Genomic DNA, 22,256 nt, shown 5'->3' on the forward strand with positions numbered 1-22,256 from the left:
GCGGCGAAGGTCACCCGTGTGATTCAGGCTTCCTTCGCCGCTGGCATGGCAGGGGGCAAGCCCCTGCCGACTCAGCTAGCGGTGGCCGCTTGCTTGGGGGATTGCTTGTTGAACAGCGCCTTGCTGCGCTGCAGCTCCCAGTACGCGAAGATGAAGTAGATGATCGTCGACCAGATGGTCACGTCATAGAACAACTCACGATTCGCTTCGTAGCTGGCCAGGTCCGGGCTGCCGAAGAGTACGCGCAGCGCGAGGACCATCGGCACCGCCAGGCCCAGCACCATCCAGACGGCCTTGATGGCCTTGGTCAGACCCGAAGTGTCCTTGACCGGTGCGTGGTTGGTGGTCTCGGCCTGCTTGGCGTGCAGGGCTTCGACACGCTCCTGGAATTCCCGCTCGGCCGCTTCGGCTTTCGGGTAGGAGTCGGCTGCACCGGCAGATCTGGCCATCAGGGTGTAGAGGATGATGGAGACGAACCAGGTCGGCAGGAACAGGTAGTAGAACGGGATCACGTCGACCGTCTCGAGGCCAAAGCCGAAGATCAGTGACAGCGCCCAGGTTGCCAGTGCCGGCGTGTTGTGCTTCACGCCCTTGTAGCGCGCCCAGTAACGGCTGAAGCCGAGTTTCGGGAACAGGTGATGCTCAGCGAAGATGATCCCGCCGACCGGCACCAGCACCAGGCCCGCATAGGTCAGCAGCGGCAGCATGCTGCGATAGACGAACGGGAAGCAGCTGAGCACGGCAACGCAGATACCCACGGCCAGCGTCGCCTTGTTGCGCGACAGGTTCGGCATGGCCGACTGGGCGGCAAGGCCCGCGCGGTACAGGTTGGCGTTGGCGGTGGTCCAGCCTGCGACGACCACGATCACGAAGCCAGCGGCGCCAAGGGCGTGCAACGCCACTTCGCCCGGTTCCAGCACATCGATGCTGATACCGGCGACGGCTGCGGTGGCCGCGCCCATCAGACCGGCGGAGATCCAGGCGACATAGTGGCCGAACATCATGCCGGTGCTGGTCGCAAGGCCGGAGCGCATACGCTTGGCATAGCGCAGCAGCGCCATGTCGATCAGACCGAAGTGGGAGAAGGTGTTGGCCGCCCAGGAGAAGCCGATGACTTCCCAGATGCCGATGCCCGCTTCGCCCTGGGAGTTGATCCCGGTGAAGACGGTACTGCCGGCGACATCAATGAAACTCGAGAAACTGTTCAGGCTGGTTTCACCGGTGACGGACTCTGCCAGTTCCGGCAGCAGAACCATGCCGCCGACGGTGAACATCAGCATCAGCCACGGGGCACAGATGCTGGCGAATTCGGTCAGGGCATTGAAGCCATAGACCGCGACCAGTACCACGATGGCCGCCACGGCCAGTGCCAGCAGGATGAACTCGAAGCTGGTGGGGTAGGCCTGGGTCTGGGCCGGAATGTCGAACAGCAGTCTGACCGCCGTGGCGGAAACGGTGATCATGGCCGCCGATATGGCGGTGAATATGACCACGTTGGCCCAGTTGTAGAGCCGTGACATCGAATCACCGGCAATACGGTGAAGATAGGTGAAGAGGCTCAGACGGGTCTCGATCGCGATTGGCGTCGTGATCAACCAGAAGCTGAGCACTGCGAGGCCATTGCCGATCAGCAGGCCCAGCAGGATATCCCAGATACCGGCACCGAGCGCCACGAAGGTGGCACCGATGACGAACTCGGTCGCGGCAACGTGCTCGGCGGCATAGAGACCGGCAAAGTGCGGCCACCGGTGCAGTTTATGACGTGGCACCGGCAGTAGCTCATCGTCCATATGGGCGATCTGCCGATCCAAATCTGGCGCAGTACTGGCCATGATTGGCTCCTGTTTTTTTACGGCTTGTCTTGCTGCTCCTACCCGAGATGTCACGCAGCCGCCTTGGCGATCCTGTCGGCGATGACGAGGGTAGATCGTCTATTATCGATCAAATGACTCAGGCGTGGTGCAAATGATCGGTGAATGGTCATCAAAACGCAAAGCCCGCGTGCTTGAACTTTGGGCTATGACCTCGAGTGATCATGACTATGGAAGTCAGGAAAGCGCTGAAGGCCGCATGAAATCTGGGATTGCGCGTTGGTGTCTCGATTCAATGACACGATTCAGCAAAATGAATTTTCCGTTCTCACACCCCGTTCGGCGCCTGAAGCATTGTGTCCTGGCTAAAACGGCCAACGATCCAGGGCCAGATATCTCACAACTCTGAGGGTAGTCTTGCACCGATGTGGTGCGATCGGCGTACAGGCATCGTCGCTTTCTTGCCATGCCTCAGCAGGCTCCTGATCGAGGCCCGAGAGTCGAAAGGGGAAAAGGAGTAACGGGAAGGGAAGCGGAGAGGGCAGCGGAAAGGGCAGCGAAAGTCGGGTCGCTGCGAAAGAGCACGATAGAGAGCGCTATAGAGGTGGCGACATATAAAGGTGGGTGTTGGTCAGTGGCGACATCGGTTTCGGCATAATGCGACGGAAAGTGCATGAAATAACGACAAAGAACGAGAAAAATGAGACATCTTGCGGCGTTCCCCAGTTCTCGCTAAGGTTGCGCAACACTGTTTCCTAACCAGGAAGCCCCCAACACGACTCCCAGCGCTTGATTGGCGACGGGGCAAGGCGAGGAGGCCAGCCATGCGAACGCGCACACTGACCATTCTGATGATGATATTCACGCTGCTGGGAGCCCCGCTGGCCCAAGCAGGACCGCACGATAGAGGCCATGGGCATCATGACCGTGGGCATGGCCACCACGACCGCGGCCATCATGGCAAACAGCACAAGAAGCACCACAAGCAGCACCACAAGCAGCAGCGTCATCATGAACGCCGCCGTCATGAGGCGCGCCGCCATCACCAGTGGCGCCGTGGCGACCACCTGCCGCGTCATTACTACTCCGACAGCCGCTACTGGGTGAAGGACTGGCACCATCGTCACCTCTCCAAACCGCCGCGCGGGCATCGTTGGCTGAACATCGATGGGCGCTATGTGCTGGCCGCGGTGGCGGGTGGCGCGATCACGGCCATCATTCTCAATCGCTGAATTAGTGGCCAACAGGCTGCGCTAAGCAAGACGATGAAAAAGGGGCCTCTGATGAGGCCCCTTTTTCATGTCCGATCTTCAGTGGAAAGTGCTGTCCACATGAGGCTCGATCCCCTCACGCGTAGGCACTGCATACCCAGGTCATGGTCGCGGGGGTGTCACCGTTGTAGGTGATGGCGTGTCCGAGGGTGCTGTCAAAGGCCAGGCTGTCACCGACCTTGAGCTGGATGGGGTCGTAGAGTTCGGTCCAGACCGTCACCTCGCCGCTGGTCACGATGATCTGTTCCTGGCCGGAATGTTTTTGCAGGCCGCCGAACTCCTCGAGACTGCGATTGAGCACGGTGGTTTCCAATACCATGTATTCCTTGGACGCCACATTGTTGCAGAGCGGTCGATAGCGGTAGTTGGGCGTCTCGATGACGTCTCCCTCCTGTGCTCGCGTCAACGCGAGCCAACCCCGAAATGCCGCGTCCTCCGTGTGATAGAACAGCTCGCTGACATCCACCTTCAGGCCCCTAGCGAGATTCACGATCGCCTCGAAGGTCGGCGAGATACGTCCATTCTCGATTCTCGACACGCTGGCCGCCGAGATACCTGACGCGCTGGCCACGGCCGCGATGGTCAGTCCCTTCTCCTTGCGTAGTGCCTTGAGATTGTCACCAATGGCGCCTGCCTTGCGTTCTCGGTGCTTCAGCGCGATCGGCGTTTCCTGGTGGGGTGTCATGTCAGCGTGCTCCATCGAGTTTGTCTGCTGGGTGGCGTCTGTCGCCGTTTGCCGTTGCTCAGCGCCTGTGTGGCACATGGGCGCGAGTCATCAAGTCATGCCACGGCAGGAGAGAGGCGTAAGCGCCATGATGGCGTCCATTTAGGGCTTCCACGAGCAAAATGTCGAGCAGGTATCCACATTTGACCCAATATTGCGTATATGCAATTGTGGAGGCGAATGCGCAATCGACAGTGGCCGCCCACTGGGCGTGTATCAGGCCTCAGCCTGTATCAGGCATTCGCCTGCAGGTACGCATGGCATTGCACTCTAATTAAAATAATCTTGGGAAAACAAAAATGTACGACTTCAAGAAACAGCTCCTCGGCATGGGTATCGCTGCCAGCCTGTTGGCGACTGCCACGACTCAGGCGGCGGACGTCGAGTGGAAGATGGCGACCCCGTGGGGCGGTGGGCCCTGGCTTGAACGGGATGCCAAGACCTTCGCGGACTATGCAAGCGAATTGACGAATGGCGACGTGAGCATCCAGGTATTCCCCGGTGGCACCCTGGGCGGCGCGCTGCGCGTCACCAATACCGTGAAGTCCGGTGTCGCGCAGATCAGTCACAACTACATCAACTATGACTACGGAACTGACCCGACGGCAGCGCTGCTGGCCGGGCACTCCAGCGGCCTGACACCGGAAGAATTCATGCTGTGGATGTACGAGGGCGGCGGTGTCGAGCTCTATGAAGCCTTCCGTCGCGAGGTGTTCGGCGTCGTGGCCTTCCCGTGCTCGACCCTGGGCACCGAGATTTTCCTGCACTCGAGCAAGAAGGTGCAGACGCTTGAGGACTTCCAGGGACTGCGCCTGAGAACCTCGGGTGCCTGGGCTGAAATCGCCTCACGTCTTGGGGCCTCTACCGTGGTGATGGCCGGCAGTGACATCTATACGGCGTTGGATCGCGGTGTAATCGATGCCGCGGAGTGGGGGAGTCCTGAGCTCAACAAGCCGACGGGTTTCCAGAATGTCGCGCAGTACGTCATCTTGCCCGGCATCCATCAGTCGGGCGGCATTCTGGAGTGTGAAGTGAATGTCGATGCCTGGGACGGGCTGAGCGAAGCCCAGCAGAACCAGTTGCGCCTCGCGGGCAAGCTGAGCGTGTTCGAGTCCTGGCTGGATAGCTCCTTTGCCGATCTCAAGGCCTTCAAGGAGCTGGAGGAAGGCCCCAACGAAATCGTGCAGCTGGATCAATCCTTCATCGATGCCATCTACGAAGAGACCCGTGCCTGGGAAGATGAGAAGGCGGGCGAGAATGAGTGGTTCGCACGTGTGCTTGAGTCGCAACGTACCTTCAAACAGAGCATGACGACCTGGCAGGACTACCGTTTGCCGATCGGGGAAATGGGACGCTGATTCCTCTTGAATGATGTCTCTGGCCCGGGCGATACCTGTATCGCCCGGGCTCTCTCCTTGTCGTCATCCTGGTGAGTTGCCATGAAAATCGTCGCTGTCATTGAGCGCCAGACCCGCTGGGCCGGGTATCTGGGGGCAGTCTTGATACTGCCGCTGGTGCTTGCGTTGGTCTATGAAGTCTTCAGTCGTTATGTGCTGGGAAAGCCCACCTTATGGGCGTTTGAAGTCAGCTACATGGTGATGGGCGCCATCTTCATGCTTGGCATGGCAAATGCCCTGCGTGTCGGCCAGCACGTTAGTGTGGATGTGTTGAGCCAGAATTTTGCACCGCGTCTCAGGGCTGGAGTTCATCTGGCCTGTTATGCGGTGTTGCTGCCGGTACTGATGTGGCTTGTCTGGGAGCTGTCGCTCTATGCGCTCGAGGCGTTCTCCAGCAATGAGCGCTCCGGACGTTCTGCCTGGAATCCGGTGATCTGGCCGGTCTTCGGCGTGTGGTGGCTGGGCTTCGTCTATCTGACGCTGCAGGTGATCGCGGAGATGTTGAAGCTCTGGAGCACACTGCTGGGCCATGATCATGGCGCGGAGGTGTCCTCATGAGCGACTTCATTGCCCTCATCATGTTCCCTGCGCTCATCGCTCTGATCGTGCTCGGTTTCCCGATCGCGTTCTCGATGATCGTTGTCGCTACCGTCTTTGGTGTTGCCCAGTTCGGGGATGCCGCGGCCTATCAACTGCTGACCAAGATCGAGGACACGGCGTCCAATTCCATTCTGGCTGCCGTGCCCTTGTTCATCTTCATGGGCGCGATGCTCGAGAATTCCGGCATTGCCGAGCGACTGTTCGGGGCCATCCATCTGTGGACACGTCGGATGCCCGGCGGGCTGGGCGTCGGTGCGGTCATCATGGGCACCATCTTCGCCGCCGCCAGTGGTGTCGTCGGGGCCACCGAGGCGGTGATCGGCATGCTGGCCGTGCCGGTCATGCTCAAGCATCACTACGACAAGTCGCTGATCTCCGGCACCATCTGTGCCAGTGGCTCATTGGGCACGGCGATTCCGCCTTCCATTACCGTGGTCATTCTCGGGCCTGTAGCCGGGGTCTCTGTCGGATCACTGTTCAGTGGTCTGCTGATCCCGGGGCTGTTGATGGCGCTGCTGTTCCTCCTCTATATCGTCGTGGTCTGTGCGCTGAAGCCAGCACTTGCGCCGCGACTCAAGGAAGATGAGCAGCATCCGGGGTGGGGCAAGCTGCTCACCATTACCCTGAGTGCGCTGCTGCCGACCATGAGTCTGATCCTGGTGGTGCTGGGCACGATTCTGATGGGCATCGCCACGCCGACGGAAGCGGCGGCCTGTGGGGCGCTCGGCTCCGTATTGCTGGCACTGGGGTATCGCAATCTCACGCTGTCCATCCTGTGGAACGCGGCGGTACGCACACTCAACATCACCGCGATGATTCTGCTGATCGTGCTGGGCGGCAACATGTTCGCGGGCGTCTTCTTCGCCTCCGGCGGGATGGCCACCGTACAGTCGTTGCTGCTGGATACCGGCTTGAGCCCGTGGCTGATTCTTGGCGCCATCCTCCTGATCGCCTTCCTGGCCGGTTTCGTGCTCGACATGATCTCGGTGGTCCTGATCGTCATCCCCGTGGCGATGCCGGTCATCGGCCTGCTCGGGTTCGATGAGATCTGGTTCTGCGTGGCCTTCCTGATCGTGATGCAGACGAGTTATCTGACACCGCCGTTGGCGCCCTCCATCTTCTATCTGCGTGCCATCACGCCTCCTGAAGTGACGCTGAAGCACATGTACAAGGGAGTGATGCCCTTCATCTTCCTGCAGCTGGTGGTGTTGGCGCTGATCCTGGCCTTCCCGGGACTGGCGCTGTGGTTGCCTGATGCCATCAGCGGACCGTCATGGAAATGATGGACACCTTATTGGAAAGGAATGAGTTCGTATGAGTGATGCAACACAGGAAGAGACAGGAATGGACGTCAATCTCGATCGGGCAGCGCTCAAGACGCTATGTCACGAGGTGCTGAGCCACCATGGGTTCAGTGAGCCACATGTCGATGCCATGAGTGACGCGCTGGTAGCGGCGGAAATGGACGGTTGTCGCTCCCATGGGCTCTATCGCCTGATGGGGTTCGTCGCGACACTGAACAATGGCGGTGTGGTGCCGGACGCCGTGCCGATCATCGAGGATACGGCGCCCTCCATCGTCAAGGTGGATGCCAGGGGGGGCTTCTCGTCGCTGGCCTTCCAGCAGGGCGTGCCTGAGCTGCTCGACAAGGCGCGAGCCAATGGCATTGCCATTCTGGCCATCAATCATTGCGTGCATGGCACGGCATTGTGGGTAGAGATCGAGCGGCTGACGCGTGAAGGGCTGGTCGCTATCGCCTGCAATCCGACCCAGTCGTACATGGCCCCGTATGGTGGCAGTCAGCCTCTGCTGGGGACCAATCCCCTCGCCTTTGGCTGGCCGCGCGAGGACGGTAACCCGTACGTATTCGACTTCGCCACCAGTGCCATCGCGCGTGGCGATATCGAGCTGCATCGTCGCCAAGGGGACAAGATTCCGCTCGGCTGGGGTGTCGATCGAGCGGGCGAGCCGTCACAGGACCCGACAGAAGTGCTGGACCATGGCGCGATGCTGCCCTTCGGTGATCACAAGGGCTCTGCGCTGGCGATCATGATCGAGTTGATTGCAGGGCCGCTGATCGGCGACATGCTGAGTATCGAGTCCAGCGAACACGATCAGGGCAAGGGGAGCCTGCCATATCATGGGGAGTTGATCATCGCGATAGATCCCGTGCGCCTCACTGGCGGTAGCGCCCAGCAGCACATGCTGCGCTCTGAAAGGCTGTTCGAGCTCGTGAAGCAGCAGGGCGCAAGGCTATCCTCCGAGCGTCGCTTCAAAGCTCGCCAGAAGCATCAAGAAGAGGGCGTCACGCTTTCGAGAGCCTTGTATGACGATATCCTCAAGCTGGCCTCCTGAACCTCCGTGTAGACCGAGCAGTAGAGTGATCGCTGAGAGCACACCGCGGAAAGTCACAACTGCATGAAGAAGAACGGCCGCCCTTGGGCGGCCGTTCCTGTATGAGGGTCTCTATCGTCGGCCTTGTCATCGGCCTTGTCATCGGTGCTGCCAACCTCACGCCTGCCGATACTGAGCGCCCATCCAGTTCTGCCTGAATATGTGCACCACTGGTTGAGCCTGCTTTTCAGCAAATGCGCAGATGCTGATAGCGTAAGACCTATTGAGGGTGGCTGACGCCACCTGAAGGTCACGCAGGGGAGAGGCACATGACGCTTGAGATGACATCGCGGTTTCGTGGTTGCCTGTTGGGTGGTGCGGTGGGTGACGCCCTGGGGGCGGCGGTGGAATTCCTGTCGCACGAGGAGATCCAGGCGCGCTTCGGCAGTGATGGAATAGCCGACTATGCGCCGGCCTATGGTGGGCTGGGGCGGATTACCGATGATACGCAGATGACGCTGTTTACTGCCGAGGGCCTGCTGCGCAGTCATGTGCGTGGCTGCTTGAGAGGCATCACGACGCAAAGTGGTCTGGTCAGCAGCGCCTACGAGCGCTGGCTTTACACCCAGGGCGAACGCTCGCGGCAGGAGACCGAGCAGGAATGGTTGGACAGTGGCTGGCTGATCAAGCAACGCGAGCTCCATTCGCGGCGCGCCCCAGGCATGACATGCCTGTCAGCGCTCAAGCAGATGCGTGCCTACGGTGACAAGGCGCAAAACGACAGCAAGGGCTGTGGTGGGGTGATGCGTGTGGCACCTGTCGGCTTGTTCGCGCATGCGATGGGAGCCTCCCATGAGATGTGCTTCGAACTCGGAGAAGAGGTCTGTGCGCTGACCCATGGGCACGTGACCGGGCAGCTGACCGGCGGCGTGCTGGCGGTGATGATCCAGTGTCTAGTGGCGGGGGATTCGATGGCACAGGGACTCGCGCATGCTCTGCGTATTCTCGAGCGCAAGCCGGGCTGTGGTGACACCCTGAAGGCCCTGGAGCAAGCCCGCGCGCTGGCCGAGTCCGAGACGTCGGCACCGGCCGCAGTGGTATTGCTGGGGCTGGGGTGGATCGCGGAAGAAGCCTTGGCAATCGCTGTCTACTGCGCGCTCACTGCCCTGGATTTCCGCTCTGCGATTCAGCTCGCGGTCAATCACGACGGGGATTCGGATTCCACCGGGGCCATCACGGGCAATCTGCTCGGGGCGCAATGGGGCGAGGAGGCGATACCGAGTGACTGGCTGGCGCCCCTTGAGCTGCGTGATGTGATCGGCGAGATCGCCAAAGACCTGCACGACTGTCCCCGCTGGGAGCTCTACACCGATGGTGGTGGCAAGGATGAAAAGTGGGCCTGGGAGAAATATCCGGGTTATTGAGTCGCGGTGCAGCAGCATGAAAAAACGCGGAGCCATCTTCCAGTGGCTCCGCGTTTTGGTGTCTGGATAACAATTTTCATCACCCGTCGCGATGCAAGGGGAGCGCAGAGGCGCAGGGAGCGCTTGATGCGGGTGACTTGAGAGGGCGTCCACGGGCTTCGTAAGCGGTTGATAATACTGTTCTTATTACTAAAGTCGTAGATGAGTGTCTGTTCAGCTGGTCAGATGAGCGAGGTATTGGTTCGATGTTGGAATCAATGCTGTTCCAGTGGAGGGATATCTCGCGTGGCGGGTTTCGTCCACAATGCGCTCATTCCAAATTGCACGAAACGGCAGTCTGGATTCGGTCGATGGCTGGCGCCTGTCAAGACGCCTTCCACTTTTTTGAAGATGGCATGCATCCAACCCGTTGGCTCAAGCGTAAGACTCTACAAGCACAACGGTGAGGGTTTCAGCAGGGTGGAAAGACATACTGCTGACGAATGCCTTCCTCATGATCGCGACCAAAGTTGAAGTGTCAGGCAGCGGTACCGGAGCAGACCTGAGTGACTGATCGACATTCGATCACTGGCGACATGCACCTTCATAGTTGTACATAAGTGATGCAAAAAGCTTGCAAGGGTTTTTCGTGATGAGGGACTTCATCACTTACGGGTACCGAGGCAATGACAAGGCATCGCAATCTGGTTCTTTGATGGAAACAGTGAGCTGCCAGCAACACGGCTAGTGTGATAGCGCAATAATCATTAGTCTGTTAACAAGTTAGACGGGTGCAGCCGAGACTGCACACGACATCACAAGGGCAACATCGCCCAGGACAAGCAAAGGAAAATCACCATGAAAACTCTGAACCTCAAGACTCTGATCGCCGCCGCCGCTGTCGCTACCGTGAGCACTGCCTCCTTCGCAGCGGATGACAGCCCGGCCGCACAGCGTGTTCAGCAGTCCGTCAGCCAGGACGTCGTCGTCGGCACTGCCCAGCAGGCACCGACTGCCCAGGCCACCTTCGCCGATACCGGCATGAGCGTTGCCGCAGGTCGTGTCGAGACTGCCCTCAATCAGTCCGCCATCGAAGGCAAGGGTGTTGCCACCGTCAGCCGCGAGCAGGCCTTCGACAATGACGCCGGCAAGAGTGTCGCAGCGACTCGCGTTCAGCACGCCCTGAGCGACAGCAACGTCTGAGTCATTCAGCCTCTTGCCCGGGCACTCACGCCCACTGACCACTTTGTTCATCGAGGAGATTCATCATGAAAACCATCAAGACTCTGATCGCCGCCGCCGCTCTCGCTACCGTCAGCACCGCCACCTTCGCCGCGGACGACAGCCCGGCCGCCCAGCGTGTCCAGCAGTCCATCAGCCAGGACGTCGTCGTCGGCACCGCTCAGTCAGCCGCTACCCAGCAAGCCAGCTTCGCGGAAACCGGCATGAGCGTCGCGGCAGGTCGCATTCAGCAGTCCATCAGTGCCGATCGCATCCATGGTCAGTCGCACACCGTGGCCACTGCCAGCCAGGCATTCGATAACGATGCCGGCAAGAGTGTCGCAGCGACTCGCGTCCAGCACGCCCTGAATGACAGCAACGTCTGAACCATCGTCAAGCCTGACCTGGATTGCCGGGTCTGATCATCGCTTTGCTTTTTATCGAGGAGATACACCATGAACACTCTCAAGACTCTGATCGCCGCTGCCGCACTCGCCACCGTCAGCACTGCATCCTTCGCCGCCGACGATAGCCCGGCTGCCAAGCGCGTCCAGCACAACGTCAGTGATAGCGTCATCCATGGCTCTGCCCAGCAAGCTCCGACCGCCCAGGCGACCTTCGCGGAAACCGGCATGAGCACCGCTGCTGGCCGTTTCCAGGTGGCATCCGGTGACGACGAGATCCGTGGCCATGATCGCTCCATCCATCTGCAGGAATTCGATGTCGCCAATGATTCCGGCGATAGCGTTGCCGGCACCCGTGTTCGTCACACCGTGAGCGACGTCAACGTCTGAGACGCCCGACGTCTGCGTCAGGCGCTTGCAGGCCAGGTGTCTGCACTGACATGACCTTTTTCGACAGGAGAACCCCCATGCAATCCCTCAAGTCTCTATTTGCCATTGCCGCATTGTCCGTTGCCGCCACTGGCGTGGCCTCTGCCAATGACAGCGAAGCCGATGCCCGCGTCCGTGCCACCCTCAGTGATCGCGTGATCATGGGCCAGGCACAGCCGGTGACTCAGCAAGCCGCGCTGCATCACGATGACGCCGTGGAAACCGGCATGAGTGTCGCTGCCAGCCGCGTCCAGAAGTCCATCAGCAACGCCGGCATCCAGGGCACCACCCGTGCACTGGCGAGCGATTCGGCTGATTACGTCAACGATGCTGGCAAGAGTGTCTCTGCTACACGCGTCGAGCATGCCTTGAACGAAAGCGCATGATCTCTCGTCGGCGGATGAACATCCTCCGACTCTGCAAGACAGCCAAGGATGCCGATATGCCATCGACTTGCCCCTGTCAGTTGCTGAATGGACCCACTGACCATCGTGTCGCGTCATGATGGTCAGTGTCCCAGAGAAGAATACGTGAGAGAGAAGAACGCTTGAGCAAGTGTTTTGGCTGAGTGGAAGCCAGTGTGGAAGTGCGCACTCGTCGTCATCTGCAGAGCCCTTGCTCAAACGCTTTCCTGTCCTGAATGTCCTGTCCCGACATTCCCTGCCCGCCATTGGTGGGCTTTTTTCGTTGCATGAAGGTAATCAGCAGCGGAGATCGGCAGCAGGGAGAGGCAGCCGGGACAGGCGGGCGGGACAGAATGGTGGGACAGAAAGCCGGGTCATGCCGCGACCAGCTTGGCCTCCATCAGGGTTTGCACATAGGGCGGCAGGTCCCCTGTGGCGAGGCTTGCGACATCTCCCAGATGCTCGGTGCGGCCATTGCGCAGCACCAGTACGCGGTCCGCGAAATGACTGACCAGCCCCAGGTCATGGGTGACGAAGACCAGGCTCAGGCCGCGCTCACGCTTGAGGCGTTGCAGCAGACGAATGATGGCCGCCTGTACCGAGACATCCAGCGCCGAGGTGATCTCGTCACACAGCAGGATGTCGGGCTCGGCGGCCAGCGCGCGGGCGATGGCGACGCGCTGCTGCTCGCCCCCCGACAGCTGGCTGGGCAGACGGTCGAGATAGAGCGCGGGCAGGCGCACCTCTTCCAACAATGACTGGGCACGCTGGCGGGCGCCATCGCCCTTGAGATCGAACCAGCGAGACAGCACCGGTGCGAGGGATTCGAACACGGTCAGACGAGGATTCAGCGCCGTGCTGGCATGCTGGAAGATGTACTGGATCTTCTGACGCTGCACCGGACGCCGCTCGGCGACCAATCCCGCCAAGGGCTCCTGACGCAGACTGAGCTGTCCGGAGACGGGGGAGAGCAGGCCGGCCAGCGCCTTGAGGATCGAGGTCTTGCCGCTGCCGGATTCGCCGATCAAGGCCAGCGTCTCGCCTTGCTGGAGCGAGAATGCCACATCGCTGACGGTAAGCACCGGCGTTTCACCGCGCAGGCGCGCCAGCCAGCCGGGCATGCGATAGCACAGGTTCAGCGACTCCACGGCCAGCAGCGGCGCGATGTCCAGCGACGTGGCTGACTGCGAGTCGCGCTTTACGCTATCCGTCCGCTCATCGGTTGCTGTGTCACTTTTCGTACTTTGGGGTCTTTCCGCACTTTTCCCGCTCTCCTTTGCCGCCATTGCGTGACCTTCCAGCGCATGATGACAGGCGTAGCGACCTTGCCAGCTCGGCACGCTGTCACGGCACGTTACACTTGCGCGCGGACAGCGCGGTGCGAAGGCACAGCCCTTGATGGCGCTTCCCACCAGGGGCGGCGTGCCTTCCAGCGCGGCGTCAGGTCGATAGCACTGACTGCCCGGAGTCGCGGCCAGCAGCGCGTGTCCATAGGGGTGGCGCGGGCCATTCAGGAAGTCGCGAGTCGCGGCGACCTCCACCAGCTGACCGGCGTACATCACCGCGACGCGGTCACACAGGTGAGATACCGCGCCCAGATCATGACTGACGAAGACGATGCTCATGCCCAGCTCAGCGCGCAGTGAGGTCAACAGCGCCAGAATCTCATTCTGGGTGCTGGCATCCAGTCCGGTGGTCGGCTCATCCATCACCAGCACTCGTGGGCGTTGCGCCAGGGCCAGCGCCAGACTGGCGCGTTGCTGCTGTCCGCCGGAAAGCTGGTGCGGATAGCGCTGCATCAGTACTTCGGGATGAGGGAGGTGGACGCGTCGCAGCCATGCCACGGCCTGCTGTTCGCGTTCCGCCTTGCCTTTCACGCCCTGTGACAACAGCGTCTCGCACAGCAGGCTGCCGAGCGTGAGGTGGGGTGTCATGGCCTTTTCGGCATGCTGGGACACCAGCCCGAGCCTGAGTTCGCCCAGCCAGCGCCCCGGCTGATGATGAAAGCTCAGCCGGCGGTGCTCGTCGTGAAGAGGGTCAGGACTTGTAGAAGTAGAGGCAGTGGCAGAAGTGGAGGCGGTGGCAGAAGTGGAGCCAGAGGCGGGCGCAGGTGAGGTGACACTCACCTCGCCGGTGCGCACCAGGCTGCCCCGACGCAACAGGCCCAGCATGGCCGTGGCCAAGGTGCTCTTGCCGCTGCCGGACTCGCCCACCAGACCCAGAATCTCGCCCTGGCCCAGGCTCAGGTCGATACCGCGGAGCACGGGTCGCCAGGTCTGCTGGCGATCATGAAAGCCGATGTTGAGATCGCGAACGCGGATCACGGCGTTGTCCGTCATGGCGTCACCTTTGGAGTTCGGAATCATTCGGGGCGCCCCGCACGGTCGATGCCCAGTGTCTTGGCCAGGGTGTCGGCGACCAGATTGATGGCGATGATCAGGCTGGACAGCGCCACGATGGGCGGCAGCACGGCCCAGGGCGCAAACGACATGAAGCCGCGGCCATCGGCGACCATCAGCCCCCAGTCCGGGGTCGGCGGGGAGACGCCGAAGCCGAGAAACGACAGCGAGCTGAAGGCCAGCAATGCCCAGGACCAGCGCATCGCCAGCTCGACGAGGATGGTGTCGAGCACGTTGGGTTTGATCTCGCGCCACAGCAGGCGCATCAGGCTGTCGCCGCGCAGTCGTGCGGCCTGTATATAGTCAAGGCACAGCACTTCGCGGCACGCAGTGACCATCACGCGCACCACCGCCACGCCATAGAAGATGCCCAGAGTCAGGATGAAGACCAGCGGGCCGGGGCCCATCACGCCGATGACCAGCAAGAGGAACAGTAGCCAGGGAATCGACAGCAGGGCGTCCACCAGACGCATGGCGATGTTCTCGACCCGCCCGCCGATGATGGCCAACAGCATGCCGCAGGCGCTGCCCCATACCACGGCCAGCACGGCGGCCGGCAGCGAGGTGTAGATGGCCTCGCGGCCCCCGGCCAGGGTGCGGCTGAGGACATCGCGGCCGAGCTGGTCGGTGCCCAGCCAATGTTCGGCACTGGGGGGCAGCAGTGAAGCGAGACTGTCACCCGCAGAGATGTCATGGGGCGCCAGCCAGCGGCCAGCGACGGCCAGCAGAAGATGCAGGCCGATCAGCACCAGGCCCAGGCGGCCCTGGCGATTGGCCCACAGCAGCGCCAGGGTGTGTTGACCCGGCAGGCTGGCCAGGGCCAGTCGCGGGCCGCGTGCGGTCGTCGAGGAAGAAGCGTTCATGAGTGACTCAGGCTGTCTTGAGTTTGGGATTGAGCACGATGACCAGCATGTCGGCGACCAGATTGCACAGCACATAGGTGACGGAGAGCACCAGTGCGCAGGCCTGCACCACCGGCATGTCGCGGTCATTGATGGCCGAGATCATCAGGCGCCCCAGCCCCGGATAGTTGAAGACCTGTTCGACGATCACCACGCCGCCCAGCAGCCAGGCGATGGTCATGGCGGCCAGACTGATGGTCGGCAGCAGGGCGGCCGGTGCCAGATGACGGATCACCAGTCGCCAGCGCGGCAGCTGGCGGATACGCGCCATGTTCATGAAGTCACTGTCCATCACGCTGATGGTGTTGGAGCGGGTCATGCGCATCATGTGTGCCATGGCCACCAGCGCCAGCGTGATGGCGGGCAGCCAGACACCGGGCAGCAGGTTCCACAGGCTCTCGTTGGCACCGGCCACGGTGATGGCAGGGAACCACGGCAGCCAGATGGCGAAGGCCAGGGTCAGCAGGGTGGCGCTGATGAATTCCGGCACCGTCATGGCGATCAGCACCAGGCTGGAGAGGCTGGAGTCGATCCAGCTGTCGCGCTTGAGCGCCGCGATCAGCCCCAGCAGGATGGCCAGCGGAATGGCCATCACGGTCGCGATGCCGCCCAGCAGCAAGGTGTTGGCCAGACGCGGCATCAAGGTATCGCTGACCGGTGCACGACTGGTCAGCGAGGTGCCGAAATCACCACTCAGCAACTGCCCCCACCAGCTGACGAAGCGCGTCGTCACCGGCGTGTCCAAGCCAAGCTCGGCGCGACACTGGGCGAGATTGATCGGTGTCATGCTGCGTCCCAGATAGTTGACGCAGAAGTCGCCGGGCAGCATCTCGATCACCCAGAACACCACGCAGGCCACGAAGACCAGCGTGAAGCCGCCATACAGGCAGCGCTGCAACAGCATTGCCCACATCTCAGTTCACCTCTTGAAGATCACGTGCCCGCTGTGGCGTCGAAGCCTCACAGAGGGGCGGCAGGCCCAGCACCTGACGCAGGCGCGGGTGGAGGGCCAGTGACTCGAGTTCAAGGCGCTCGCCCGCAGTGATTGACGGGCCATGCAGAATGGCGAAGCGCTGATCCGACGTGGCGCCGGGGCCGAAACCGTGTGTGGAGACATAGCCGGGCGCCGCCACCAGCTCTGCGTGATGGGCATGCTTGCAGGCGGGTTCGAAGCTCATGCCAGGCGGTGCCTGATAGAGTTGGATATGCTTCACGCCCGGGGGCAGGAAGTCGGCCGCCGCAAGCGGCGTGACGCCGAACTCGGCCAGGCGCGCGGCCTGCTCGCGTTGGCGTTCGTCATCATCACAGGCCACCAGCAACAGGCCACCATCACATTGCAGCGCGACATCCGGTAGAAGGCGGTCTGCCACCAGCGCCCGCTGGACCGGGGCATGGCCATGATCACTGAAGACACACAGGTGATAGGCCTCGCGCTTGTTGATGGCCTCAAGGCCGGCCAGCAGGCTGCCAAGCTGGGCATCGACCATCATCAGGGCCCCATCGACCAGGGCGTCATCATTGCCATGCACATGCAGGCAGTAATCGGGAGTGTTGAGTTCGAGCAGCACCAGCTCTGGCGTTTCGCGCTCGATCAGCGACAGTGCCTCGTTGAGCAGTTGCTGGTCATTGCTCATCGCGCGCATCAGGGCGTCATTGCGGGCATCCCAGTGATTCAGACGCGGCGCGCGCAGGTCGCCTTCCTCCCACCAGGGCGACAGATACCAGTCGCAGCTCTCGGGGCGGGCCAGCCCGAAGCCGAGGCTGGCCACCCGCAGTCCTGCCGCGCGCGCGGCCTCGAGCAGGGTCTCGCCACGCAGGTCCTCGACCGTTGCAGGGCGAAAATGCCCTGCAGTGGCGCTGGCGTCTGAGGCGTGACTGTTGCTATCCGTTTCAGTCCCTGTATCAGACGCAAACTCCGTCTTCGTCTCAGCACCGGGGCAATGGATGCCGTTGGAATAGATACCGTTGGAATAGATACCGTTGGAATAGATGCCGTGCACCTGAGCCGGTTGCCCGGTCAGGACGCCCGCTCGCGCGGGCATCGAATTGGCATTGGTATCGGCACCCAGGCGCTCGATCAGCAGGCCGTCTCTGGCAAGGGCATCGAGATGCGGCAGGCGCGCCCGCGTCTCGGCGAAGCGCTGACTGCTGATGCCGTCCATCAGAATCAGGATCAGGCCAGGGCGGGACATCAGCTCTCTCCCTGCTTGTCGACCTGGTGCCAGCGAATCGCGAAGTGTTCGACTGCCGGGATATGCACCTCACGCTTCATGACGCGGTTGTTGTTGAGGTGGAAGGGAATCAGCGTCGCGCCGGTCTCGGTCAGCAGCGCCTGGGCCTGGTGATAGAGCTCGGTGCGAGCTTCGTCATCCAGGGTGGCGCGCGCCTTGGCGAGCAGGGCATCGAATTCGGGGTTCTTGTAGGCCGACTCGTTCCAGTTGGCCTCGCTCTGGAAGATCTCGTTGAGCACCTGATCGGTCGGGCGCTGGCCCCAGGCCGTGGTGAAGGCCGGCTTCTTCATCCAGGCGGTGTTCCAGTAATCCGCCGCGGGCACGTTGTGCACGTTGACGGTGATGCCGGCCTCGGCTGCCTGACGCTGGTAGAGCTCCGTCATCGGGCGGAAGTAGTTGTCGACGCCGCTGGTGTAGACGTCGATCTCCAGCCCATCGGCATACCCCGCGTCGCTCAGCAGGCTGCGAGCGGTGTCGAGGTCCTGCGGGCATTGCTGCGCCAGCTTGTATTGATCGCCATTCCAGACCGGATTGTCACAGGTAATGGTGGCGCCGCCCTTGCCGAACAGCAGGTTGACCATCTCTTCACGGTCGGCCACCAGACGCAGCGCACGGCGCACGCGCACATCCTGGAAGACCTCGTCGTCGGCGCGGAACACCATGCCACGCCAGTCGCCGGTGGCGATGGAGTCGTAGTGGTAGGCCGGATTGCTGGAGAACAGGCGCAGCTGCTGGGCGTTGACGCCATTCCAGCCCGACCAGTCAATCTGGCCGGCCAGCAATGCCTGGGTGCGGGCGTTGTCATCGGGAATGCCGATCAGGTCCATGCCATCCAGCTTCGGTGCGCCTTCCCAGTAGTCAGCGAAGGCTTCGAAGGTGGTGGTACCCTGCGGATCGAATTCGACCAGCTTGAAGGGGCCGGTGCCGATGCCCTGCAGTGAAGTGTCGTCATCAAAGCCGACCGGCACGATCTTGGCGCGGTAATCCATCAGCAGAATCGGCAGGTCAGCATGGGACTGGCTGAGGCGGAACACGATCTGGCCGGCCTCATTGACGCTGACGTCCTCGATGACTGACAGCGCGGCACGTGCCGGGGCATCGCGCTCGGGGTCGAGCAGACGCGTGAAGCTGTAGATGACGTCATCCGCGCTCAGCGCCTTGCCATTGTGAAAGCTGACTCCGTCACGCAGCGTGAAGGTCCACTCATCGGCAGCGGGGTTGGCCTGCCACTCGGAGGCCAGATCCGACACCGGCTCGCCCTTGCTGCCCTGACGGACCAGGCGGCTGTAGATCAGCTGGTTGGCCGAGTAGAAGCGCGTCGGGGAGATGGGGTCCAGCGACTCCTTGCCACTGAACTCGACCCAATGCGGGGTGCGCAGTGTCTCGGCATGGGCCAGCTGGGGGACGGCCAGTTGGGCGAAGGCGGCAAGGCCGATGGCGGCGATCAAGGGCTTCTTCATGTCAGGCTCCAGGCAAGGGCAACGGTCAGGGACGGTAGTCAGGGACAGTGGTCAGATACGGTCATCAGTGACAGCAAGCAGGTTCCGCAAAACCGGGTCAGGCCGACAGGCAGGCCGTTGGTTGGCTCGTGGCGCAGCCCGCCGGGACGGTCGAACTGCGGCAACGCTGTCGTCTTGAGGCGTCATCTTTGGCGCAGATGATGACGTTTCCGTGACAGATGCCAGCCGTTGGCCGCAACAAAAACTGCGACTGTGCCTTAGAAATTCTGAGGCTCGCGTCTTCCTGCCCGTGCTAGCGGGGCTGGGAGGGCATCTCGCTGGTGACAGGATTGGCCTGAGAGGTGTGCATGGTGCTGCGCAACCAGGCACAGAAATCGTTGACCGCCGGGGCATGGCGGCGCTCCGGAGACACCAGCAGGTACTGGCTGCTGGTGCTGGGCATGCGCAAGGCGTGCGCCAGTTGCAGGCGTCCGTTCTTGATCAGGTCCATCACGAAGGACTGGCGGACGAGCAGGAAGCCATGTCCCTCGAGTGCCGCGGCAATCGCCAGACTGGCATTGCCGAACTTGAGGCCGGCCGGCGGGATGTGGCCGCGAAACTTCTGCAGGCGGAACCAGTCCAGCCAGCTTTCGCGGTAGCCGATGCACTCGATTCTGGGCGCGCGGGCCAGCTCGTCGAGTGGACTCGCGGGCGAGGCATTGGGGGCGAGGGAGTGATGCAGGAAGGTGGGGCTGGCCACGACGACCCACTGCTCATCGGCCAGTTTCTCGTACTCGCGCCCACACCAGCCGCCGTAGCCATTGATGATCTCGATATCGACATCGGGCTGCTCGTCCGGGAGTACTTGATTGTGTGGCAGCACCGTGACCTGGATGTTCGGATGCAGGCGCTGGAAGTCCTTGAGCCTGGGGATCAGCCAGTATTCGACGAAGCTGTGATTGGAGCGCAGCGTCAGGCTTTGTTGCTCATCGTGCTGGAAGAGGGTGGCGGTACCGCGCTTGAGGGTCTCGAACACGCCACTGACCAGCGGCAGATAGGCATGCGCCTCATCGGTCAGCTCGATGCGATTGCCGCGGCGCACGAACAGGCTGACCGCGAGGAAGTCTTCCAGCTGCTTGACGCGCTGACTGACGGCGCCCTGGGTAATGCACAGTTCGGCGGCGGCGCGGGTCAGGCTGCCGAGGCGTGCGGTGGCCTCGAAGGCGGTCAGGGCATTGAAGGGGGGCAGGCGCTGAGCGAGGCGCTGGGAAGGGTGATAGGCAGGACGCGACATGCAGAACTCCAGCTTGACTGAGCCAGTCGCCGCATCGGCGGCTGGTGCTGAAGCCATGACTGCAGATCCTGCCGCGGCACGCGGCCGGGCGCTCATTCTTGCAGCCGTGCATGACGATGACGTGACAGTCTGCGCGCATAAAAATTAAGGCTCGCCGCCAGAAAGTCTCGCTATGGTCACGGGTCTGCGTTCACTAGCATGGCGGGCATTCACTGGCGGATCGCTCGTTTGACATGAGCGTTTGCCACACCCGTTCGTCATGCCGTGCCTTGCGGCTTGTGATCGCACTCGACAGACAGGAAGACTCTGCATGCCTCGCCTCGCGTTTGACGCCGAACAGCTTCACCTGACTCTGGATGATGGCCAGACCCTTGCCCAGCATGTGCTGTGGTTGCAAGACCATGACCCTGCCCGTCGCCATGCCAATGGCCAGCGTCTGGACAGTGTGCTCGACCTCGACTGGGACGCCGCCATCAGCGAAGCGGCGCTTGAGGAGGGCGACGTCCTGCGAGTGACACTGAGCAATGCACGCGAGATTCGCTACGGCGTCGATGAGCTGGCCGCCTTGAGCACCTGCTTCCCCGATGAGCGCAGCAGTGCGCACAAGACGCTGTGGCAGGGCAGCGAGTTCTCGGTCGCCCGGGTCGAGTGGGCCGATGTCGTCGCCGGGGGAGAGGCACGTCGCAAGGCGCTGGCCTGGGTCCGTGACACCGGGGTGGTGTGCCTGCGTGGCGTGCCCGTCGAGCCGGGCAAGGTGCTCGAGGTGATCGAGCAGTTCGGGTATGTGCGCGAAACCAATTACGGCAAGCTGTTCGATGTCCGCACCGAGGTCTCGCCGAGCAATCTCGCCTTCAGCAATCTCGGGCTCGGGGCGCATACCGACAATCCCTATCGTGATCCGGCGCCGAGCATCCAGCTGCTGCATTGCCTGAGCAACGAGGTGGAAGGCGGCCAGACCCTGCTGGTGGATGGCTTCGCCGCCGCCGAGCGCCTGCGCGAACTGGCGCCCGAGAGTTTCGCGCTGCTGACGCGCACGCGGGTGCCGTTCCGCTTCCATGACGCGGACCATGCCGATCTCAGAAGCTGGGTGCCGTTCATCGAGACCGACCACAAGGGCAACATCCGCCAGGTGCGTTACAACAACCGCTCCATCGCCTCGTTGCCGCTGCCGCTTGAGGCGCAACGCGCCTTCTATCGTGCCTATCACGACTGGGCGCGCGTGATCGGTCAGCCGGAGCAGGCCACGCGCCTGCGCCTTGCCCCGGGGGACTGCCTGCTGTTCGACAACAGTCGCGTGATGCATGCCCGCACCGCCTTCGTGGCCGGTGGCAATCGTCATCTGCAGGGCGCCTACGCCGATCTCGACAGCCTGTATTCCACTCTCAACCTGCTGGAGAACGCCCGATGATCACTCAGCCTGCCAACGCCGAAGGCATCGTCGGCCTGATCGAGGACATCTTCGCCCTGCACGGTGCGGACTCCTATCTGGGCGAGGAGGTGACCATGGCCGAGCACATGCTGCAGGCGGCGCATCTGGCCGAGCAGCAGGGAGAATCCGAGTCGGTGATTCTGGCCGCCTTGCTGCATGACGTGGGGCATTACGCCAATGCGCTGCCGCCGGAGGTCTTGATGAACGGCCAGGACAACCGTCATCAGGTCAGCGGTGCCGACTGGCTGGCGCGCTTCTTCCCGGCCGAGATCGTCGAGCCGGTACGCCAGCACGTGGCGGCCAAGCGTTATCTGGTCGCGGTGGAGCCGAGCTATCGCGCCTGTCTGTCACAGGCCTCGCTGGATAGCCTGGCCCTGCAGGGCGGGGCGATGGAGCCGCACGAGGCCGCGGCCTTTGCCCAGCTGCCCCAGCTTGCGGCCATTCTCAAGGTGCGTCGCCTGGATGATGCCGCCAAGGTGGCCGGCATGCAGACGCCGGACTTCGCTCACTACAAGCCGATGCTCCAGCGCTGGGTGCTGGCGGCGGGATGACGGGCTTTCCGGC

The 22,256-nt window shown here is 62.1% G+C and carries 20 protein-coding genes; 12 read left to right on the forward strand and 8 right to left on the reverse strand.

The features are described from left to right. Positions 1-71: 71 nt before the first annotated feature. On the reverse strand, positions 72-1,832 hold the full coding sequence (locus tag R1T44_RS08570) for a purine-cytosine permease family protein (protein ID WP_153635513.1): 1,761 nt from the start codon (positions 1,830-1,832) through the stop codon (positions 72-74). Positions 1,833-2,635: 803 nt separating this feature from the next. Between R1T44_RS08570 and R1T44_RS08575 the strand changes: the two genes are divergently transcribed. Further along, on the forward strand, positions 2,636-3,043 hold the full coding sequence (locus R1T44_RS08575) for an RcnB family protein (RefSeq protein WP_284727488.1): 408 nt from the start codon (positions 2,636-2,638) through the stop codon (positions 3,041-3,043). Between the two features lie 115 nt (positions 3,044-3,158). Here the strand turns inward: R1T44_RS08575 and R1T44_RS08580 are convergent, their stop codons facing one another. Further along, positions 3,159-3,767, reverse strand: a complete 609-nt coding sequence (locus R1T44_RS08580; protein WP_172978641.1) for a helix-turn-helix domain-containing protein — start codon at positions 3,765-3,767, stop codon at positions 3,159-3,161. Positions 3,768-4,105: 338 nt separating this feature from the next. Here R1T44_RS08580 and R1T44_RS08585 point away from each other — a divergent pair, with 338 nt between their 5' ends. The 9 genes from R1T44_RS08585 to R1T44_RS08625 all read left to right on the forward strand — a co-directional run bounded on the left by R1T44_RS08585 (position 4,106) and on the right by R1T44_RS08625 (position 11,980). Beyond that, positions 4,106-5,164, forward strand: a complete 1,059-nt coding sequence (locus tag R1T44_RS08585; RefSeq protein ID WP_043334026.1) for a type 2 periplasmic-binding domain-containing protein — start codon at positions 4,106-4,108, stop codon at positions 5,162-5,164. An 81-nt stretch (positions 5,165-5,245) separates the two neighbouring features. Continuing rightward, on the forward strand, positions 5,246-5,761 hold the full coding sequence (locus R1T44_RS08590) for a TRAP transporter small permease subunit (protein WP_043334025.1): 516 nt from the start codon (positions 5,246-5,248) through the stop codon (positions 5,759-5,761). Continuing rightward, a complete protein-coding gene (locus R1T44_RS08595; RefSeq protein ID WP_054555879.1) occupies positions 5,758-7,086 on the forward strand; it encodes a TRAP transporter large permease in 1,329 nt (442 codons plus the stop codon). Before R1T44_RS08590 ends, R1T44_RS08595 begins: the two co-directional genes overlap by 4 nt. Before the next feature lie 31 nt (positions 7,087-7,117). Continuing rightward, a complete protein-coding gene (locus tag R1T44_RS08600; protein ID WP_317292883.1) occupies positions 7,118-8,158 on the forward strand; it encodes an Ldh family oxidoreductase in 1,041 nt (346 codons plus the stop codon). 308 nt (positions 8,159-8,466) lie between these two features. Continuing rightward, positions 8,467-9,561: an ADP-ribosylglycohydrolase family protein gene (locus R1T44_RS08605; RefSeq protein WP_317292884.1), complete on the forward strand. Its 1,095-nt coding sequence runs from the start codon at positions 8,467-8,469 to the stop codon at positions 9,559-9,561. A gap of 837 nt (positions 9,562-10,398) precedes the next feature. Then, positions 10,399-10,743 carry a hypothetical protein gene (locus tag R1T44_RS08610; protein ID WP_317292885.1) on the forward strand — a complete coding sequence of 115 codons (345 nt, stop codon included), beginning with the start codon at positions 10,399-10,401 and terminating at the stop codon, positions 10,741-10,743. A gap of 65 nt (positions 10,744-10,808) precedes the next feature. Then, positions 10,809-11,147, forward strand: a complete 339-nt coding sequence (locus R1T44_RS08615; protein WP_054555881.1) for a hypothetical protein — start codon at positions 10,809-10,811, stop codon at positions 11,145-11,147. A gap of 69 nt (positions 11,148-11,216) precedes the next feature. After that, positions 11,217-11,555: a hypothetical protein gene (locus R1T44_RS08620; protein ID WP_175090547.1), complete on the forward strand. Its 339-nt coding sequence runs from the start codon at positions 11,217-11,219 to the stop codon at positions 11,553-11,555. Positions 11,556-11,632: 77 nt separating this feature from the next. Then, positions 11,633-11,980, forward strand: a complete 348-nt coding sequence (locus R1T44_RS08625; protein ID WP_043332305.1) for a hypothetical protein — start codon at positions 11,633-11,635, stop codon at positions 11,978-11,980. Positions 11,981-12,372: 392 nt separating this feature from the next. On the opposite strand, the gene R1T44_RS08630 is transcribed toward R1T44_RS08625, so the two are convergent. From R1T44_RS08630 to R1T44_RS08655, 6 genes are all read right to left on the reverse strand, one after another. Continuing rightward, the gene (locus R1T44_RS08630; protein WP_317292886.1) at positions 12,373-14,337 is read right to left on the reverse strand and encodes an ABC transporter ATP-binding protein; all 1,965 of its coding nucleotides are present in this window, start codon (positions 14,335-14,337) and stop codon (positions 12,373-12,375) included. A 23-nt stretch (positions 14,338-14,360) separates the two neighbouring features. After that, positions 14,361-15,260, reverse strand: coding sequence for an ABC transporter permease (locus R1T44_RS08635; protein ID WP_043332303.1), 900 nt, complete (start codon positions 15,258-15,260; stop codon positions 14,361-14,363). 7 nt (positions 15,261-15,267) lie between these two features. Further along, positions 15,268-16,212 (reverse strand): ABC transporter permease, encoded by a 945-nt coding sequence (locus R1T44_RS08640; RefSeq protein WP_054555884.1) that lies wholly within the window; start codon positions 16,210-16,212, stop codon positions 15,268-15,270. Between the two features lies 1 nt (position 16,213). Next, positions 16,214-17,491, reverse strand: a complete 1,278-nt coding sequence (locus R1T44_RS08645) for an alkaline phosphatase family protein (protein ID WP_317292887.1) — start codon at positions 17,489-17,491, stop codon at positions 16,214-16,216. Continuing rightward, positions 17,491-18,990 carry an ABC transporter substrate-binding protein gene (locus R1T44_RS08650; protein WP_175090543.1) on the reverse strand — a complete coding sequence of 500 codons (1,500 nt, stop codon included), beginning with the start codon at positions 18,988-18,990 and terminating at the stop codon, positions 17,491-17,493. The genes R1T44_RS08645 and R1T44_RS08650 overlap by 1 nt, the downstream gene beginning before the upstream one ends. Positions 18,991-19,282: 292 nt before the next feature. Further along, complete coding sequence (locus R1T44_RS08655) at positions 19,283-20,320, reverse strand: LysR substrate-binding domain-containing protein (RefSeq protein ID WP_052384372.1); 1,038 nt, start codon at positions 20,318-20,320, stop codon at positions 19,283-19,285. 253 nt (positions 20,321-20,573) lie between these two features. Here R1T44_RS08655 and R1T44_RS08660 point away from each other — a divergent pair, with 253 nt between their 5' ends. Both R1T44_RS08660 and R1T44_RS08665 read left to right on the forward strand, forming a co-directional pair. After that, positions 20,574-21,671: a TauD/TfdA family dioxygenase gene (locus R1T44_RS08660; RefSeq protein ID WP_317292888.1), complete on the forward strand. Its 1,098-nt coding sequence runs from the start codon at positions 20,574-20,576 to the stop codon at positions 21,669-21,671. After that, positions 21,668-22,243: an HD domain-containing protein gene (locus R1T44_RS08665; RefSeq protein ID WP_043332289.1), complete on the forward strand. Its 576-nt coding sequence runs from the start codon at positions 21,668-21,670 to the stop codon at positions 22,241-22,243. Before R1T44_RS08660 ends, R1T44_RS08665 begins: the two co-directional genes overlap by 4 nt. The last annotated feature ends 13 nt before the right edge of the window (positions 22,244-22,256 follow it).

Origin of the sequence: Cobetia amphilecti, assembly GCF_032923285.1 — a bacterium.
Classification (GTDB): domain Bacteria; phylum Pseudomonadota; class Gammaproteobacteria; order Pseudomonadales; family Halomonadaceae; genus Cobetia; species Cobetia amphilecti.

Bases quoted from the DNA above. Each gene is read 5' to 3' on its own strand.
- R1T44_RS08620 (WP_175090547.1), top strand. From the start codon at position 11,217: ATGAACACTCTCAAGACTCTGATCGCCGCTGCCGCACTCGCCACCGTC.
- R1T44_RS08630 (WP_317292886.1), bottom strand. From the start codon at position 14,337: ATGACGGACAACGCCGTGATCCGCGTTCGCGATCTCAACATCGGCTTT.
- R1T44_RS08600 (WP_317292883.1), top strand. From the start codon at position 7,118: ATGAGTGATGCAACACAGGAAGAGACAGGAATGGACGTCAATCTCGAT.
- R1T44_RS08610 (WP_317292885.1), top strand. From the start codon at position 10,399: ATGAAAACTCTGAACCTCAAGACTCTGATCGCCGCCGCCGCTGTCGCT.
- R1T44_RS08615 (WP_054555881.1), top strand. From the start codon at position 10,809: ATGAAAACCATCAAGACTCTGATCGCCGCCGCCGCTCTCGCTACCGTC.
- R1T44_RS08605 (WP_317292884.1), top strand. From the start codon at position 8,467: ATGACGCTTGAGATGACATCGCGGTTTCGTGGTTGCCTGTTGGGTGGT.
- R1T44_RS08595 (WP_054555879.1), top strand. From the start codon at position 5,758: ATGAGCGACTTCATTGCCCTCATCATGTTCCCTGCGCTCATCGCTCTG.
- R1T44_RS08655 (WP_052384372.1), bottom strand. From the start codon at position 20,320: ATGGCTTCAGCACCAGCCGCCGATGCGGCGACTGGCTCAGTCAAGCTG.
- R1T44_RS08635 (WP_043332303.1), bottom strand. From the start codon at position 15,260: ATGAACGCTTCTTCCTCGACGACCGCACGCGGCCCGCGACTGGCCCTG.
- R1T44_RS08575 (WP_284727488.1), top strand. From the start codon at position 2,636: ATGCGAACGCGCACACTGACCATTCTGATGATGATATTCACGCTGCTG.
- R1T44_RS08625 (WP_043332305.1), top strand. From the start codon at position 11,633: ATGCAATCCCTCAAGTCTCTATTTGCCATTGCCGCATTGTCCGTTGCC.
- R1T44_RS08665 (WP_043332289.1), top strand. From the start codon at position 21,668: ATGATCACTCAGCCTGCCAACGCCGAAGGCATCGTCGGCCTGATCGAG.
- R1T44_RS08570 (WP_153635513.1), bottom strand. From the start codon at position 1,832: ATGGCCAGTACTGCGCCAGATTTGGATCGGCAGATCGCCCATATGGAC.
- R1T44_RS08580 (WP_172978641.1), bottom strand. From the start codon at position 3,767: ATGACACCCCACCAGGAAACGCCGATCGCGCTGAAGCACCGAGAACGC.
- R1T44_RS08660 (WP_317292888.1), top strand. From the start codon at position 20,574: ATGCCTCGCCTCGCGTTTGACGCCGAACAGCTTCACCTGACTCTGGAT.
- R1T44_RS08585 (WP_043334026.1), top strand. From the start codon at position 4,106: ATGTACGACTTCAAGAAACAGCTCCTCGGCATGGGTATCGCTGCCAGC.
- R1T44_RS08640 (WP_054555884.1), bottom strand. From the start codon at position 16,212: ATGTGGGCAATGCTGTTGCAGCGCTGCCTGTATGGCGGCTTCACGCTG.
- R1T44_RS08645 (WP_317292887.1), bottom strand. From the start codon at position 17,491: ATGTCCCGCCCTGGCCTGATCCTGATTCTGATGGACGGCATCAGCAGT.
- R1T44_RS08590 (WP_043334025.1), top strand. From the start codon at position 5,246: ATGAAAATCGTCGCTGTCATTGAGCGCCAGACCCGCTGGGCCGGGTAT.
- R1T44_RS08650 (WP_175090543.1), bottom strand. From the start codon at position 18,990: ATGAAGAAGCCCTTGATCGCCGCCATCGGCCTTGCCGCCTTCGCCCAA.